General features: G+C 34.2%; 16 protein-coding genes and 1 pseudogene. 8 read left to right on the top strand and 9 right to left on the bottom strand.

Annotated features, from left to right (window positions below):
* Positions 1 to 249: 249 nt before the first annotated feature.
* Positions 250 to 747 (bottom strand): GNAT family N-acetyltransferase, encoded by a 498-nt coding sequence (locus ANASTE_RS02780; protein WP_039944651.1) that lies wholly within the window; start codon positions 745 to 747, stop codon positions 250 to 252.
* Positions 748 to 833: 86 nt separating this feature from the next.
* Positions 834 to 1,253 carry a DUF2871 domain-containing protein gene (locus ANASTE_RS02785; RefSeq protein ID WP_007049393.1) on the bottom strand — a complete coding sequence of 140 codons (420 nt, stop codon included), beginning with the start codon at positions 1,251 to 1,253 and terminating at the stop codon, positions 834 to 836.
* Positions 1,254 to 1,508: 255 nt separating this feature from the next.
* Between ANASTE_RS02785 and ANASTE_RS02790 the strand changes: the two genes are divergently transcribed.
* From ANASTE_RS02790 to ANASTE_RS12185, 3 genes and pseudogenes are all read left to right on the top strand, one after another.
* Complete coding sequence (locus tag ANASTE_RS02790) at positions 1,509 to 2,186, top strand: Crp/Fnr family transcriptional regulator (RefSeq protein WP_007049394.1); 678 nt, start codon at positions 1,509 to 1,511, stop codon at positions 2,184 to 2,186.
* 28 nt (positions 2,187 to 2,214) lie between these two features.
* Positions 2,215 to 3,420: pseudogene (locus ANASTE_RS02795) on the top strand (FprA family A-type flavoprotein); the annotation flags it as partial.
* Between the two features lie 9 nt (positions 3,421 to 3,429).
* Positions 3,430 to 3,804 (top strand): desulfoferrodoxin family protein, encoded by a 375-nt coding sequence (locus tag ANASTE_RS12185; RefSeq protein ID WP_117532005.1) that lies wholly within the window; start codon positions 3,430 to 3,432, stop codon positions 3,802 to 3,804.
* Positions 3,805 to 3,835: 31 nt separating this feature from the next.
* Here ANASTE_RS12185 and topA read toward each other — a convergent pair whose 3' ends face one another.
* Both topA and dprA read right to left on the bottom strand, forming a co-directional pair.
* Positions 3,836 to 5,908 carry a type I DNA topoisomerase gene (topA, locus tag ANASTE_RS02800; protein WP_007049396.1) on the bottom strand — a complete coding sequence of 691 codons (2,073 nt, stop codon included), beginning with the start codon at positions 5,906 to 5,908 and terminating at the stop codon, positions 3,836 to 3,838.
* A gap of 36 nt (positions 5,909 to 5,944) precedes the next feature.
* Entirely contained in the window at positions 5,945 to 7,096 is a 1,152-nt protein-coding gene (gene dprA, locus ANASTE_RS02805; RefSeq protein WP_007049397.1) for a DNA-processing protein DprA, read from the bottom strand.
* A 206-nt stretch (positions 7,097 to 7,302) separates the two neighbouring features.
* On the opposite strand from dprA, the gene ANASTE_RS02810 reads away from it, so the two are divergent.
* Positions 7,303 to 7,881: a GNAT family N-acetyltransferase gene (locus ANASTE_RS02810; protein WP_007049398.1), complete on the top strand. Its 579-nt coding sequence runs from the start codon at positions 7,303 to 7,305 to the stop codon at positions 7,879 to 7,881.
* A 28-nt stretch (positions 7,882 to 7,909) separates the two neighbouring features.
* Here the strand turns inward: ANASTE_RS02810 and ANASTE_RS02815 are convergent, their stop codons facing one another.
* The 5 genes from ANASTE_RS02815 to ANASTE_RS02835 form a co-directional block, all read right to left on the bottom strand.
* The gene (locus ANASTE_RS02815) at positions 7,910 to 9,856 is read right to left on the bottom strand and encodes a portal protein (RefSeq protein ID WP_007049399.1); all 1,947 of its coding nucleotides are present in this window, start codon (positions 9,854 to 9,856) and stop codon (positions 7,910 to 7,912) included.
* A 12-nt stretch (positions 9,857 to 9,868) separates the two neighbouring features.
* The gene (locus ANASTE_RS02820; protein WP_039944653.1) at positions 9,869 to 11,308 is read right to left on the bottom strand and encodes a hypothetical protein; all 1,440 of its coding nucleotides are present in this window, start codon (positions 11,306 to 11,308) and stop codon (positions 9,869 to 9,871) included.
* Positions 11,309 to 11,414: 106 nt separating this feature from the next.
* The gene (locus ANASTE_RS02825; protein WP_039944655.1) at positions 11,415 to 11,969 is read right to left on the bottom strand and encodes an ImmA/IrrE family metallo-endopeptidase; all 555 of its coding nucleotides are present in this window, start codon (positions 11,967 to 11,969) and stop codon (positions 11,415 to 11,417) included.
* 43 nt (positions 11,970 to 12,012) lie between these two features.
* A complete protein-coding gene (locus tag ANASTE_RS02830) occupies positions 12,013 to 12,204 on the bottom strand; it encodes a DUF1858 domain-containing protein (RefSeq protein ID WP_007049402.1) in 192 nt (63 codons plus the stop codon).
* Between the two features lie 25 nt (positions 12,205 to 12,229).
* Positions 12,230 to 12,616: a polymer-forming cytoskeletal protein gene (locus tag ANASTE_RS02835; protein WP_083781737.1), complete on the bottom strand. Its 387-nt coding sequence runs from the start codon at positions 12,614 to 12,616 to the stop codon at positions 12,230 to 12,232.
* Positions 12,617 to 12,840: 224 nt separating this feature from the next.
* Here ANASTE_RS02835 and ANASTE_RS02840 point away from each other — a divergent pair, with 224 nt between their 5' ends.
* The 4 genes from ANASTE_RS02840 (at position 12,841) to clpP (ending at position 17,238) form a co-directional block, all read left to right on the top strand.
* Complete coding sequence (locus ANASTE_RS02840) at positions 12,841 to 13,194, top strand: hypothetical protein (RefSeq protein WP_007049404.1); 354 nt, start codon at positions 12,841 to 12,843, stop codon at positions 13,192 to 13,194.
* A 5-nt stretch (positions 13,195 to 13,199) separates the two neighbouring features.
* The gene (locus ANASTE_RS02845) at positions 13,200 to 13,664 is read left to right on the top strand and encodes a hypothetical protein (protein WP_007049405.1); all 465 of its coding nucleotides are present in this window, start codon (positions 13,200 to 13,202) and stop codon (positions 13,662 to 13,664) included.
* 1,643 nt (positions 13,665 to 15,307) lie between these two features.
* Positions 15,308 to 16,633: a trigger factor gene (tig, locus tag ANASTE_RS02850; RefSeq protein WP_007049408.1), complete on the top strand. Its 1,326-nt coding sequence runs from the start codon at positions 15,308 to 15,310 to the stop codon at positions 16,631 to 16,633.
* A 23-nt stretch (positions 16,634 to 16,656) separates the two neighbouring features.
* Complete coding sequence (gene clpP / locus ANASTE_RS02855) at positions 16,657 to 17,238, top strand: ATP-dependent Clp endopeptidase proteolytic subunit ClpP (RefSeq protein ID WP_007049409.1); 582 nt, start codon at positions 16,657 to 16,659, stop codon at positions 17,236 to 17,238.
* Positions 17,239 to 17,254 lie beyond the last annotated feature (16 nt).

The following is a 17,254-nucleotide window of genomic DNA, read 5'->3' on the forward strand; positions in this document are numbered from 1 at the left end:
ACTTTATGTTAACTTATAACCATATTTGTTCACTTAATCACTATTACCCTTAAACGGGATGTATCAAAATGCTGATTTAACAGGATTTTGATTTGAAAAAATCAACTTATGACATCCGGATAATTATTGTTTTTTATTATATTACTTCGTTTTGTTGAAACAGAATATAACATTAACAATAAAGCAACTGATAATTGTAAAGATATTGATATTATATATAAAACTTTTTAATTATAATACTCCTATATTTTAGACTATTTCATACCTATAAACAAAATCATCCATATAAAAACCACTGCCTATATCATTTTTTTCTTCTCTAATTTTAACGAAACCAAAATGCTCATATACATTTATAACGGGATTATTCTTATTCACATTTAAAGTCACACCTTTAAGTCCACACATTCTTGCTTTATCTATAATAAAATCAAGCATTTCTTTTGAATACCCCTTCCCCCTGTTATCTTTACCTAGATAAAACTTGCTAAGATACATACATTCACCTTTAGGATAAAAAGCTATAAAGCCTATCCTTTCATTAAAATCATCCAAAACAAAATAATAGTCATATCCATCATTTAACTGTGAAGTGATAGATTTTACACTTTGAAATTTTTCTATCATATAATCGTTTTGTGAACTTCCTATTATAGGGTCAAAATATTCTTTTACTATATTTGAAGCAAATACCGAAAGCTCTTTTATCTTATCTTTTTCATTTATATTTATTTTATCGATTGTCATATTGTTCTCCGTATACTGTTTCATATCATAAATATTAATCAAAATAATATTTTAATTATACCATTCATGCGTTTATGTACTGATTTTTACTCCTTTTCGCTTATCCTTTCTTTAAGCATAAAGAAAAGCAATAATATTCCTACACCGACGAATATATGTCCTATACCGGCAATTCCCGATATCGCTGAAACAAGCGCCTTTGATATGTTCACATTTAACACTTGGATAACTCCATGAACGGCTAACATAACGGAAGTTATCAAAACACCCAAATTATAAATGATATAAAATATATTGAATTTCCCTAAGCTAATTATATCGAATTTATCATTCAATAGTAATATAACAAGGAACACGATCATGCCCAACATGAACAAATGTGCATGAACTTTTGAAAGCATGGTTACACCGGTAAATCCATTATATTTCGTAAACTCTCTGTAAAATACCCCGCCTATCATTGCAAGTATTGCATACATAAATGAAGTATTCAATAATCTTTTCATATTTTTACCTCCCTTAAATTATATTAAATAATTTTAACACTATTTAATATAAAATCAACAGATATAAAATTTAAAAAATCAAAAGTTACAATTTGAATAATTTTCCATTTTAGATTATTAAAATATAATTAAAAATATTGAAAAATCATAGTAAAAGATGTATAATTGTAACAAATGTTACCGAAATGCTAATATTTTTCTGGTATTATATAGAAAATTCATTAGTGAGGCAGCAAATCTGAATAAGGTGAAAAAATGGATTTAAAATTGATTGCCAAGTCTGAATTATTTAAAGGGATAGACGAAGTATCCATAGAAAAAATGCTTCATTGTTCCAATTCAAGGATAAAAGAATATTCAGCGGATGAAATCATATTTAATGAAGATGAAATATCCGATTACCTTTATGTTTTGTTAAAAGGCGAGGTAATGATAGTAAAAGATTATCCGTCGGGAAACAGGAATGTATTTTACGAAGTGGAAGACGGTGAGATTTTCGGAGATTTGTTTCATGGGTTGGATAACGCACTGAATTATTATGATGCAATTTCCACAAAGAAATCAAAAGTCATGATAATACCGTGGAACTTTTTCTTCAACGTATGTGAAAAAGCATGCGAATTTCATAAAATGCTCATAAAAAACATCATGCAGCTTCAGTCAGATAAATCTCTTACACTGATGAAAAAAATACATATTTTATCCGCAACGACCTTGGAAGAAAAAATAGCTCTTTATTTAATTCAAAGTATGAAAGACGATAAAAGAGTAACACTAAATATGACAAGAGAAGAAATGGCGGATTATTTCGGAGTGAAAAGACCTTCACTCTCGAGAAGTTTGATGAAAATGCAAAAAGACAATCTTATAAAAGTAGATAAAAAATATATCTTGGTCTTGAACCGGGAAAAACTTGAAGATTTATGTTTTTAAACAGAAAAGAAAGGATGATTTTTAGATTATGGAGAGTATCAGAAAAATAACCGAAGACTTATATTTTGTAGGAGCAAATGACAGAAGGATAGCACTTTTTGAAAACATTTATCCGGTAGACAGCGGAGTATCTTATAACTCATATTTACTTATGGATGAAAAAACCGTATTACTGGATACCGTAGACAAAAATGCAAGCAGTGAATTCTTAACAAACGTCAAAGCAGTGCTGAAAGACAGAAACCTTGATTATATCGTTGTAAACCACATGGAACCGGACCACTGTGCAATGATAGAAGAAATAGTGGAAAGATATCCCGATGTAAAAATAGTTGCAAATCAAAAAACAGTGAATATGATAAAACAGTTTTTTAACTTCGATATAGATTCAAGAGTAGTTTTGGTAAAGGAAAATGACACTTTGAACACAGGTAAACACACTCTTGCTTTCGTTATGGCACCTATGGTTCACTGGCCTGAAGTTATGGTTACTTATGATACCACGGATAAAATCTTATTCTCAGCCGATGCCTTCGGGACATTCGGAGCTATAGACGGTAATTTATACACCGATGAAGTCGATTACGAAAAAGACTGGCTCGATGAAAACAGAAGATATTTTACAAATATCGTAGGAAAGTATGGTCCTCAGGTCCAGGCTACATTAAAAAAAGCTTCTGCCCTTGATATAGAAATGATATGTCCTCTTCACGGTCACATTTGGAGAGATAAAAAAGACATAGAATTCATTTTGGATAAATATAATTTATGGAGCACTTATACTCCGGAAGAAAAATCGGTGGTAATAGCTTACGCATCGATCTACGGTCATACCGAAGTTGCTGCGAATATTTTGGCAAATACATTGGCAGATAAGGGAGTTAAAAACATAAAAGTATATGATGTATCAAAAACCGATCCTTCATATATAATCTCGGATGCCTTCAAGTATTCAACTCTTGTGTTCGCATCTATAACTTACAACAACGAAATATTCCCTAAAATGGAAGCTCTTCTTCACGAAGTGGCGGCTCACAATATTCAAAACAGGGATATTGCACTCATAGAAAACGGTTCATGGGGACCTTCGGCAAATAAAAAGATGAAAGCTATTTTGGAAAAACTCAAAAACTGTAATTTTATAGAAGAAGAAGTAACTATAAAATCAGCACTCAAAGAGGACAGCTTAAATAGTTTGAATAACTTAGCAGACCAAATAATAAAAAAGAGAGGTAAAAAAATCATGGAAGCAAAATTTTACAGATGTAACCACTGCGGAAACATAATCGTTTTCGCAAAAAATCAAGGAGTACCGGTAATGTGCTGCGGAGAAAAAATGGAAGAACTAAAAGCGGGAACAACAGATGCGGCAGTTGAAAAACATGTACCTGCAGTAAGCGTTGACGGTAATAAAGTAAGCGTACAAGTAGGAGATGTTATTCATCCTATGGAAGAAAAACATCACATTGAATTCATTTGGATAGAAACAAAAATGGGTCACCAAATCAAGAATTTAAAACCGGGTGACGAACCTAAAGCTGAATTTATTTTAGCAGACGGAGATGAACTTGTTGCTACATATGAATATTGTAATCTTCACGGATTATGGAAAAAATAATAATTAAAAAAAGGAGCATACAGCTCCTTTTTTATTGTTCTTCTTTATATTTGCATTCTTTATTTTTACAAAATAATTTTTTTGTCTTGCCTTTGCTTTCGTATAGAAGTTCTCCGCATTTCGGACAAATCTTCTTGGTAGGTTTCTGTGAAGAAGCAAAGTCGCAGTTCGGATAATTCTTACATCCGTAAAACACACTGCCCTTTTTGCTTTTCCTTTCAACGACCTGTCCGCCGCATTTCGGACACTCCGCATCTATTTCTTTTACGATAGGTTTTGTCGTCTTACAGTCGGGATAACCGCTGCACGCCATGAATTTGCCAAACCTTCCGTATTTGATGACCATAGGTTTCCCGCAGTTTTCACATACTTCATCGGTCTCTTCTTCCGGCAGTTTTATCCTTTCAATGTCTTTTACCTTATCCAGTTCCTTTTCAAGCCCTTTATAGAATTCCGCAATTACATCTTTCCATTTCTTGCTTCCCTCTTCTATATTATCCAAGGTACTTTCCATTTGAGCGGTAAAATCGACGTCGACTATATCTTCAAAGTTTTCTCTGAGAAGTTTATCCACCGCTTCTCCAATCATTGTAGGAGAAAATCTTCTTTGATTTACTTCAACGTAGCCTCTGTTCTTTATGGTATTTATTATCTGAGAATAAGTGGAAGGTCTTCCGATACCCTCTTCTTTAAGCACCTTTACAAGGCTCGCTTCATTGTATCTTGCGGGAGGCTGAGTGAACTTTTGGATAGGAGATAATTTCTTCAAATCGACTTCTTCACCCTCCGTAAGGAGCGGTATATTTTCATTTTCACCGTCTTTATCTTTTTTGCTTATAAAATCATATACTTCAAGATAGCCTTTGAACTTCACTCTTGAACCCGTAGAACGGAAAATATAATCGCCGTTTTCTATATCCACTCTTAAAGTGTCATAAACCGCAGGAGTCATGAGTGACGCCAAAAATCTGTTGTATATAAGTGTATACAATTTAAGCTGATCCTGGTTCAGTGACGTTTTGAGTTTATCGGGAGTCAGATTTACATCTGACGGTCTGATAGCCTCATGGGCGTCCTGTATCTTGCTGTTGGCTTTACCCTTAGGTCCCGTATATCCTAGGAATTCTTTACCGTATTTATCTATTATGAAGGCACTTCCGGCTTTTACGGCTTCTTCGGACAGTCTTGTAGAGTCGGTCCTTAAATAAGTGATAAGACCTATCTGACCTATCCCTTCGACTTCCACACCTTCGTAAAGCTGCTGAGCCAGCATCATAGTCTTGGAAATAGAGAAATTAAGTTTATTGTTTGCGTCCTGCTGCATCGAACTGGTTTCAAAAGGAGGAGGTGAATTTTTCTTCTTCGTACCTCTTTTGACCTCTTTTACGATATACTTATTTTCTTTTAAATCTCTTACTATTTTATCTGCGTCTTCTTTTGTCTTTACTTCGGCTTTTTTGCCTTTTATAAGAGCAAGCTTACTTAAAAACGCCTCTTTTGTATCTTTTTTATTGAAGATACCTTCCATAAGCCAATATTCTTCGCTTACGAAATTCCTTATTTCATTTTCTTTATCTACTATAAGTCTCATAGCAACGGACTGAACTCTTCCGGCACTTAGTCCCCTTAGTACTTTGCTCCATAGGACGGGACTTATTTTATAACCAACCAGCCTGTCGAGAACTCTTCTTGCTTGCTGTGCGTCCACGATATTCATATCTATGGTTCTTTTGTTTTTTATAGCATTCTTTATGGCAGAGGGAGTTATCTCCAAGAACTCCATCCTGTTTTTATCATTTAAATCAAGCCCCAAATAATTGGCAAGATGCCACGAAATGGCTTCCCCTTCTCTATCGTTATCAGTTGCGAGGATAACTTCATCGGCTTTTTTTGCGTCCGCTTTAAGCTTTTTAAGCCTTTCCCCCTGACCTCTTATAGTTTTATAATCCGGTTCGAAATCATTTTCTATATCTATTCCGAGCTTGGATTTGGGTAAATCGATCACATGTCCTTTAGACGCAACTACTTTGCAGTCTTTAGGCAAATATTTTTGTATTGTTTTCGCTTTAGCAGGCGATTCCACTATTACTAATCTATAAGACATCCCCTACTCCTTTCGATGATAAGTTATGCGCACTATCTACTGTTTTATGGTAAGATTTGCGCCTGTGCTAATAACAATACCTCTAATTTCCAACATTGTCAAGACAGAATTTATAAGATTTATTTCAAGCCCCAGATTTTCATTTATAAGATCCGCGGTGTTATTTCCGTCTAAAATCGCCTGACATATATTTCTTTCATCATCGGAAAGTTCGTATTTATCAAGGATATTTACTTCCTTTTTTATTTGCCTGAAAGACCTGTCCTCCTTCGCTTCTATTATATCAGTTATCCTTTCCATATTCGGTCTGTCGAGAACATAATATAAATCTTCCAAAACATCGTTTGCGCTTAAAATAAGCTTTGCACCGTCTTTTAAAAGAGAGTTGCTGCCTTCGCATAAGGCGGAAGTAATATTTCCCGGAACCGAGTAAACTTCTCTTCCCTGTTCGTTGGCATATCTTGCGGTTATCAGTGAACCGCTTTTATATGAAGCTTCTATCACGATCGTCCCGTGGGACAGTCCGCTTATAATTCTGTTTCTTGCGGGGAAATGATGGCTCAAAGGCTCCGTTCCCGGAAAGTACTCACTGATTACCATACCTCGCTCTATTATTTCATCGTAGAGCTTCGCATTTGATTTGGGATATATTTTATCTACTCCCGAACCAAGTACGGCTATGGTATCCCCAAACCCCTGAAGTGCACCCTTATGAGCATAAGTATCTATCCCCGCAGCCATACCGCTTACAACATCCAAACCTTTATTTGAAAATTCCCTTGCAAAATCCCTTGCGACCTGAATCCCGTAATTACTGGCTTTTCTCGTTCCCACAATGGAAATCATTGGGTTTTCTTCGACGAATAGGTTTTTACCTCTGTAAAACAGTATGGGAGGATAATCGTAAATTTCCTTTAGAGAATAAGGATAATATTTATCATCCATGGTAATGTAGTTGATACCCTCATTATACATCTTATCTATGAGCCTGTTAAATTTATTTAAATCCTTATCCATAGTGAGCCTTGTTGCGATATCGAGAGTTATTCCGCTGACCTTAGTATATTTATTTATATCATCATTCAAATATATCTCATCTATGGAACCGAAATAATCATATAAATTAATAGCTCTTTTTGCTCCGATATTTTGAATTGACATCAACCATAACCATTTTTCTATATTCATACTTAATCTCCTTTTATCCTATGTTTAAAGGATAAAACATTTTTTGACAAATTTCAACACTCTTAGAACATTTGGTCACAAACAGGACAATTATAGGTCACATAATATAAACGATGACAGTTTGATAATTTTTATAATAAAATATAAATGAAATATCCTATCCGCCTATGATAAAATATAAAAAAACAAACCCTTAGGAGAACACCATGTACGAAACCAATATTATAAATCTTAATGAACTGAATGAAGAAAAGAAAACAGAAGCGGTAAAAATATTTACTAAAGGGTTCAAAAATACCTTGACTTTTGCCGATGAAGATGAAGCCTTAAAGCTCTTCCTCTTATCCTTTGATTTTAAGATGATGTATGTATATATAAAAGACGATGAAGTCCTGGGTGTTTTGGGAGTCAGTACATTAAAGAACAGAGTATACGATTTTAAAGAAGATGTGTGCAGACAAATATTTAAGAGGAAAGGGAAATTCATATATAAACAGCTTAGGATGTCAACGGACAACATCCCAATAAAAAATGAGGAACAGATATATATCGAACTTTTGACTACCTGTGAAAATCACAGGAACAAGGGTATCGCAGGAAAACTTCTTGATTTTACTTATGATATGAAAGGATATGAAGAATGTCATTTGGAAGTGTTATCAAAGAATGTAAATGCTCACAGGCTTTATAAAAAGCTGGGTTTTGAAGAATATAAGAAAAGCTTTAACTTTTTCACGTTTATTCAAGGTTTGGGAAGTCCTATATTTATGAAGAAAACAAAATGAGAAATGCCGGTGAACCCGGCATTTTATTTTATGAAGCGGAATTCAACGCTTTATCGTGAAGCTCTATATGTTTTAAAAATCTGTTTTCAAGGTCTCCGTCATTTTCGCAGGCATTTTCAAACTCTTCGCTTAACATAAAGTTTATATGTTCATTCTTATGCAGTTCATGTTCGTCGTAAGGTTTGAATTTAGCTTCTCTGCCCTTTAGCATATTGATATTCTCCCTGTCAACTTTGGATATATTAGGATTAACGCTTTCGCAGTAATCTTCCCAGTTCCCAAGCTCTATCATCTCAAAGAGTTTTACCAATGTTTCCTTTGTTACCTTTCCCGTATCGGGGTCGTTGAAAAGTCCCCTCTCCATAAGGTCAAGGACAAGTTCTCTCCTGCTTTCAGGGGTCTTTGCAAGGAGTGACGTGCTGTCGATATATATATCCGTGGAATTTATATTCGTCCCGTCCCAGTAAAATACCTCTACCTGACCTTTCATATCCACATACTTGGAAAGTCTCGGGGTCGTAACGGAATTTTTGAGTATCCTAAGCGTCTGCTTTGCTATTTTTATTCTCGTGTCGTACATATTTTCATAGTTTAGAGCGAGCCTCGTATCGTCCTGATCCTGAAGCAATGACAGTGCCACACCCGAAGTTACGTTCTTCGGATTGTAAGAGTTCCTGCTCATCTCGCTCACTCCGCTGAGTGTAATAAAGAGTTCTTCCGTTGCTTTCTCGTCGCTGAGTATAGTCGAAGGAAGTGCGGGCGTCCTAAGATATGACGGTTCTTCGCTTCCCTGTCTTCTCGGTATCACAGCCCCCGGAGCAAGCCCCATATCAATGACGTCATCTTCGTCGATACTCCCCTTTTCGTATGTTATCTGTCCTATTGCCACCCTGTTCAAATATTCCTGCTTCCTGTTCTTGATGTTATTAAATCTTCTCTGAAGAGGTATGAGCCTGTTTATTATACTCTCTCCGAAAAATTCTCCGTAATCGAGAGATTTCTGAATTACAAAGGGAAGTTCTCTTTCTCCGTCTTCTGCGTTTATATAAGGCAGGTCTCCCATATGAAGCACATTATCTTTTGTACAAACTATATATCTGCCTTTGGGATATCGATTTGTGGGCTTTTCGAAGTAGGATATGACCTCTGCGCTCAAATCGATATTTTTGCTGCTTTCGCTGTAACCGTGACCTTTGCTTCCGAGACCTCCCACGTTCGTTTTCGATTTGGAATAAGACACTACGTTGTTTTCATATCCCTCTACGGTAATATTGAACATATTTTCTATCTCTTTCACGCTCATCACTTTATACCATATGGCATAGTCTAAACTCTCAATGTCTTTCGCATATACATTTGAAGGGAAAAAATCAAAAGGAGATATAATTTCATAATTTATACCTCCTTCTTTTATTGCTACATTTATTTTCTCTTTTTTATCGCTGTTTTCTTTTACAACATACTGTTCTTTATAACCTATGGTCTTTCCTTTATTTTTATCCCAAAATACTCCCCATATGGCGCTTCCCGTCTTCTCCGCCCATATATTCGCCTGCTTTTGAAGTTTCTTCATCTCCAAGTCTTCTTCTATGCTCTCAAGTATTTTTTTGCATACCTTGCTGGATTTGACATCGTCCTTGGAATTCGTGGCGGGTCTTACGTTCATAAGAACTTTAAGCTTTGATAACTTTGCAAGCCTCGTATCGTATATGGGAGCTATCTGATTGAACACTTCTCTCTCCTGCCACCACTGCACATTATCCACCTCCATTATTCCTCCGCTTACAGAATCGATGTATGAATACTGATCTCCCTGAAGAAAGTTTATGGCAAGCCTCCACTTCAGTTCATACGGAAGTCTTTCTCTCCTTTTTTTCTCCAGCAAATCGAATATAAATGAACATATTTCGTGCTCGTCGTACTTTGCTTCTTTTTTGTCTTTAATGACCGCTTCTTCTTTTTTTATATACTTCATTATTTCCTCCTTTTAATATCCTACGCTAAGTTCTATTTCATTTTCATCCCAAAGTAATTCCGATGAGCTTGAATTCGGTACATAATAATTCTTCTCGGGAATGTTATATAGTTTGTCTTTGGTATCGGCTACTACTGCACTGTCTTTGAATTTAACGTTTGTCAGTGTTCTCAAATCATCTCCAGCACCCCCTATTTTTATATGGCTGTTCCCGTCAGTCTTATGAATGTATAAATCATTCAATAATGTAACAGAGGGAGTTTTTATCATATTTATATACCCGGGATAAATAAACCTTACATGATCGTTTGAACCGCTTATAATGACATTCTCGGGTAATGTAAGCCTTTGATAATATCTTTTGCACCTTAAAAGCTCCAAACTTTCGTTTACATCCACATAATCAGTCTTAAATTCTCCCGCTTCCATTTTGATGTTATAAAGCTTAAAACTCGGCAAAACATTTTCTTTAAATGTTATTTGCAGTTCAAATATAATATCGTTTCGTAACACTCCGAAATTGATTTGGAAATTTGTATTATCACTATTATTTAAAGTTCCCAACAACATATTATTTATATATAACTCGATAGAAAGAATATTTTCAAATTCTCCGTTTACTGAAACATTGAACCTTTTCATTTCCGCACCTTTACTATATCCTATCTCGCTTGCCTTGACAGTTTGTCTTATTTTGAATATGTCATACTTACTTACATTATTTAGTCCGTCAACCGAGAACCCACCATTAGCCTCTCTTGAAACAGACATGGGTATATTAAGTTCATTTATAAAAGCCCACCTGTCGAATATAATTTTTGCTTCACCGTCGGATAGGATATTCATAGGAAAATCCATATCATCGTATCTTTGATGTACTTTAAAAGCTGTGTTATGAAGAAGGTTATTCCCATATAACCCGGGCTTATTCAAAATATCCTCCCAGCCTCTGTCAAGCTGTCCGCCCGAACCGTGGGAATGCTCAGCGGGAGGGAATACCTCAGGTTTTTCATTTATATCCGCCCAACCTACGCTTACTTCCCCCGAAACATGAGTATGTCTGCTCGGGTGCCAGCTCTCGGGCTTGCCTGTAACGCTGTCCCAAGAAATGGTATAGTCACTTCCCGACAAATCATGAGTATGCTCCTTAAAAGCAAAGGGGTTGTTTTCCAGTAAATCATAGGGAGTAAACTCTATATCCTTTTGTTTGCCTACATATACATAGCCGTCTCCTAAATTTTCTGCATAATATATGTATCCTTTCCTGTTCTTCTCTTCGTTTTCTTCCAAATATATATCATCGTCTAAAATGATATACGCTTCCTTATCCTGCATTGTCCTGATACTTGGGATATGGGAAAAACTCTTTACAAGCCCCGTATCTACATTCTTATCGATAATAGACTTAAGGGTATCGTCAAGCATTTCATATCCTATTTTATTGACTTTCAATTTATCACCTCCGTAAAAAAATAAAGTCCCCCCGCTTTTCGGGAAAACTTTACTTTAATAGTATATTACTTTTTTGATTTATTCAATGACGGATATTTAAACTATTTTAAACATCTTCGCTCATTATTTTTCTTTCGTGCCTTCTGCTCTTTTCAAAATATTTCTTTCTCTTCATGGTAAAATCCACCGTAACACCGAAAGCCTCGCTGGCGTCATACGGATTGAAACCGCCGTACATCAGAAAAGAATTATCGTAGAACTCTTCGAATAAATCATCGGGCATCAGAAAATACAATGAAAATGCATCGGCTTGAGCTTCTTCCTTATTAAGAGGGATATCTTCGCTTTCAAGCTGATTTATGCTGTGACAGAAGAGATGTCCCGCCTCATGAGCCAAAGCCTCTCTCCTTTTCTTTGTCTCGTCAGCCAAAGTGGAGTTCTTATTTAAATATTCATTATCTTCCATTTTGGTATTGCCGACGATCAGCAAATTTCCGATAACGCATGATTTATCGCAGTCATCGAAAAATTTCAGTTTATAATTCAAATCCTCAAATATTTCTTCAAACTTCTCAAAGGTCACGGGATATGTATCAACAAAATATTCACTTCTTACTTTTTCAGCCTTTTCGTACATGTTTTCGTATAAATATTTGGTCATATGTTCTCCTACTAAAAAAAGCCTCAAAAGAGGCTTTTTTAAATTAAATATTTTCGTTTAAATCGTCTACCAAATCGTCAACATTGATTCCGTGTGCATTGGCACCTTCTTCCAATGTTTCAAATCTTGCAGCCATACATCCGATACATCCCATACCGTAAGCCTGAAATACGGAAACGGCCTGAGGATATTTATTTACGATATCCATGATACCCATATCTTTTGTGATTTGCATTATTTTTACCTCCGTTATATATCTGTTATTCCTGTGCTTGCTTTATATTTTCTTCTTCATTACCGGCAAGAGCTTCGCTTAACTGTTCTTCTTCTTTAAGCTCGGTTGATTTTATCTTGCACCCTCCGATAAAAATAGCACCTTCGTCTATGATGATATTATCAACATAAACGTCTCCGGTTAGTTTACCCGTAGAAAGGATTTTTAATTGTTCACAAGTAACAATTCCTTCAACAGTACCTATTATATGAACATTTTTAGCATTTATATTTCCTGATATGAATGCATTCCTGCCGACTATTATATTTCCGGACAAATTTACATTACCCTTTAAGTTACCTTCGTATCTTACGTTTCCGCCTGAAGCAAGGTCGCCTATAAAAGTAATATCACTACCTACAATAGTATCTATTTGTTCATAATTAACTCTTTTATTAGATACCTGAAGTTTTGTTTTTTGCCATTATATATACCTCTCTTTATAGATAATTTAATCTATTCTTTAACCAGTACTTAATTATACACCAGACGAAAAATAAATTACAAAGAAAAAAAGCCGAGTAGTTTGTTTTTTGTTAGATTTTTATACTTTTTTATGATAAACTAATTATATATAAGTTATCTTGGAGGTAAATTATGCACGCTTTATTTTTAGTTTTAAACGATACGTATTTGATCGACGACGTTCATGAGATATTATCGAAGTGCGAAGTCGGCGGAACTTTTTTTAATTCTACGGGGCTTGGGAAAGTCGAGATGAATTACGACAATTCGGACAGCCATACATTTACTTCGGTAAGAAAAATGCTGGCGGGAGACAAGCCTAAAAACATAACTGTGATGTCTATCATAAAAAGCGAAGACAAGCTTGACGAAGTAACTATTGAGATAATGAAATTACTGGATAATATCGAAGAAAAGGGTGTAGGTTTCATGTTCGTGCTTCCCGTAAGCTATATCTACGGTTATAAGGGAAAGGACCTTAAATAAGAAATATGAAGCCGAATATTAAAAAATATCTCCCTTTTATTATTATAGGGATAGTTTTAGTTTTATTCTTACTTATTACTCCCGGATTTTCAAAAAAGATCATGCTCAATTCCGTAATGGAAAATCAAGTTTTGAATAAAGAAATCACAAAAGTCGAATATATAAGTTACGAAGATAAACCGTTCATGTCCGTAGTAAAAGAAAAAAGAGAGATAAACGGTAAAGACAGTACTGCCGCAAAGTTTATAAAAAACATGGGAAATTATAAGATCAAAGTATTATCGAACAAAGATTATACAAAGGAGATTTTCTATGTTCATTTTAAGGACGGCTCAAAACTGATATGCTATATAGATAAAGCCGAGTCCAAAATAGGAGTCGACAGCGGTAAAGTATGGATAAAAGATATAAAAGCGGATAATATCATTAAAGAAATGAAAGAAGTCCAGCTTGTTAAAGAAGTTAAGTAATATAAGGGGCGCTGCCCCTTACACCCCGGCACTTTTTAAAAGATTAAAAAGTACCAAAAAATCTCCGCTTAAGCCGCGGAGGCTTTAGCGACTGGATTTTCTCTGAAAATCTACCCGATTTTCAGGAAACAGTCGCTGCCCCGACCCTTTAAAAACAAAGTTTTAAATTTTATTAAAGTAAAACCTTCGATACATTGCTTGGAAAAATATAATAACTATCAAGAATAAACTTTCATTTTAATAGAATAGCTGATAATCAGCCCCTTTATGTAAAAGGGGCATTTTTTATATAATAACTCTCTGCAATGCTCAGCAATACTTAAAAAATAATTATACAATTTAAAATTCTTTTTAAATTGTAATTAAATCTTATGTCCGTCTAAAAAAGAGAAAAATAATTCCATTAGGTGATAAATTAGATTTTTGTTGAAGAGATCTTTAACTAACGATAAAAATAACAACCAAACATATTTTACCTATATATGTATGTTTTTCGGGAATACTGCACCCGAAAGCTCTAAAATCTATTACTTAGATGACAACTCTATAATTTCAATTTGTTCAGAAAAAATGAACAGGATATAAAAGATAAAATCCCTTATAGGTTTATTTCTTTAAAACAAAATATTTACCCCTATACAAAAATGTTAATACCTCTTATCAAAAATGATAGTACCCCCTTATAAAAAATGATAAAGATAATAATATAATAATAAAAATATAAAATAATATATATCATAATAAAAGGATTTATATTTAAAACTCATTTATTAAAAAATAACATATACCCCCTATTAAAAATTGTGATACCCCCACTCAAAATTTGGAGTCCCCCCATCAAAAATTGTGGAGATAATAATATAAGATTAATAATATAAAATAATATATCTATGAAGAACAGCGTAGCATGAAAATACCTCATACTCATTGAACTGCCCGTTAAAAATAGTTAAGTACCAAAAAAAAATATTTAAAGATAATATTATAAAGAAATAAATGAATTGAATATATTTAAAAGAAGCATTTGATATAAAATCAAAAACATATTTATAGAATAAACAATGATACTTTTGTACCTATGGAAAAAAATTACTATACCCCTAGTAAAAAATTACCAGGATAATAATATAATAATAAAAATATAAAATAATATATCTATAAAGAAAGTCATAGACTTAAAATGCTTATCTTAAATATAAAAGGATATTTTAATATATTTTCAGTCGATTTCTTAAAAATCAATTTATTTACTTTTTTGATTTTCATACCTAAATAATAAGCTTAATAATAAGCATACGATTTATTCTTTAAGCAATAATTTTTGTCAAATTTTAATAAAATAAACTTTTTTTAAAAAAAACGATAAATTTATTATCAAAATTTAATATTATTATAATCCTGATATAATAATTTATATTTAGTATATGTTAAATACCGTCAGTAAAATATCCTTAAAACAGTGAGTATTATCACTTATAAGACAGATTTTGCTTTTCTTTTGACTCAAAATTGACTTGCTTATTTAAAATATCCTTTTTTTTACAAATATATGTAAACAAAAGCCTTTTAAATCTTGAATTTCTGATTAATTATGATATAATACTATTTTGAGTTAGAATGGGACTTAGGAGGTAAAAATATAAATGAGTTCAATATTAGATAAGAAAGAAAACAACGTGGCAACAATCACAATAACGGTTACCGCAGAAGATTTTAGCAAGGCCCTTGATGCTGCATACAAAAAAAACAGAGGTAAGTTCAACATCGATGGTTTCAGAAAAGGAAAAGCCCCAAGAAGAATTATTGAAAACAGATACGGCGAAGGCGTATTCTTTGAAGATGCATTAGACGAAGCATTCCCTTCAGAATACGAAAAAGCCATTGAAGAACATAATTTAAAACCTGTAAACATGCCTGCAATGACAAAATTAGACAGCATAAGTAAAGAAGAAGGTGCTACATTTACTATTGAAGTTGAATTGGAACCTGAATTCGAACTTGGCGAATACAAAGGTATAGAAATCTACTCTACAGAGTATGAAGCTACAGACAAAGACGTAGAAGACGAACTTGAAAGAGTAAGAGAACAAAACGCAAGACTTATAAGCGTTGAAGATACCGAAGCTAAAGACGGCGATACTGTTATCATCGACTTTGACGGTTATGTCGGAGATGAACCTTTCGAAGGCGGAAAAGGCGAAAACTATCCGTTGGTACTAGGAAGCAATTCGTTCATCCCGGGATTTGAAGATCAGCTTGTAGGTAAAAAAGCGGGAGAAGAAACAGATGTCAACGTTACTTTCCCCGAAGAATACCATGCTGCCGAACTTGCGGGAAAAGACAGCGTATTCAAAGTAAAAATTCATGAAGTAAAAGCTAAAGAACTTCCTGAACTTGATGATGATTTCGCAGCTGACATAAGCGAATTCGATACTTTGGACGAATACAAAGAAAGCCTAAAGAAAACTATCAAAGAACAAAGAGAAAACAATCTTAAAGGCGCTGCTATCAACACTATTATCGAAGAAGTATGCAAGAATACCGAAATCGACATACCTAAATGTATGATAGACAGAAAGACTGAAGACGTTAAGGCTCAATTCGAACAGCAAATAATGCAAAGCGGAATCGACCCTAAAACTTACTATGAAATAATGAAACAGCAAAACGACGGCAAAAACGAAGCTGATTTCGATGCACTGTTCGTTGAACAAGCAGAACATGATGTAAAACAAGACTTGGTATTAAATAAATTAATGGAAGTTGAAAGCTTTGATGTAAGTGACGAAGAAAAAGAAGCGGAATATGAAAACTTCGCAAAAGCTTACAACCAAAAGGTTGAAGACTTCAAGAAAGTCCTTGACGAAGCTACAGAAAATTACATCGAAAACTTCATCAAACAAAGAAAACTTTTCGATTTCCTAATTGAAAATGCTAAGGTTAAAGAAGAAGAAAAAGAAGAAAAATAAACCTAAATTCGGAGGTAATTTTTATGCCATTAATCCCAATGGTAGTAGAAAATGAAGGAAGAGCTGAACGCTCTTACGATATCTACTCTCGTTTACTTAAAGACAGGATAATATTTCTCTCAGGAGAAATAAACGACGACGTTGCTAATTTAGTGGTAGCGGAAATGCTATTTTTAGAGTCACAGAATAGCGAAAAAGATATACAGTTATATATAAATTCCCCGGGCGGAAGCGTTACTGCGGGAATGGCTATATATGACACAATGAATTATATCAAATGCGATGTATCGACTATTTGTATCGGTATGGCAGCATCCATGGGAGCATTCTTACTCGCATGCGGTGAAAAGGGCAAGAGGATTGCTCTGCCAAGCAGTGAAATAATGATACATCAGCCCCTGGGAGGTTTTCAGGGACAAAGCAGCGATGTGGAAATACACGCAAAAAGACTCTTAAAGACAAGAGAAGATATTAATAAAATACTTAGTAAAAGAACGGGAAAAACACTTAAAACTATCGAAAAAGATACTGACAGAGATAACTTTATGTCTGCTAAAGAGGCTATGGAATACGGGCTTATAGATAAAGTTATCGAAAAAAGATAAATAAGAAAGGAGCTAT

The sequence above is a fragment of the Anaerofustis stercorihominis DSM 17244 genome, from assembly GCF_000154825.1.
Lineage (GTDB): Bacteria > Bacillota > Clostridia > Eubacteriales > Anaerofustaceae > Anaerofustis > Anaerofustis stercorihominis.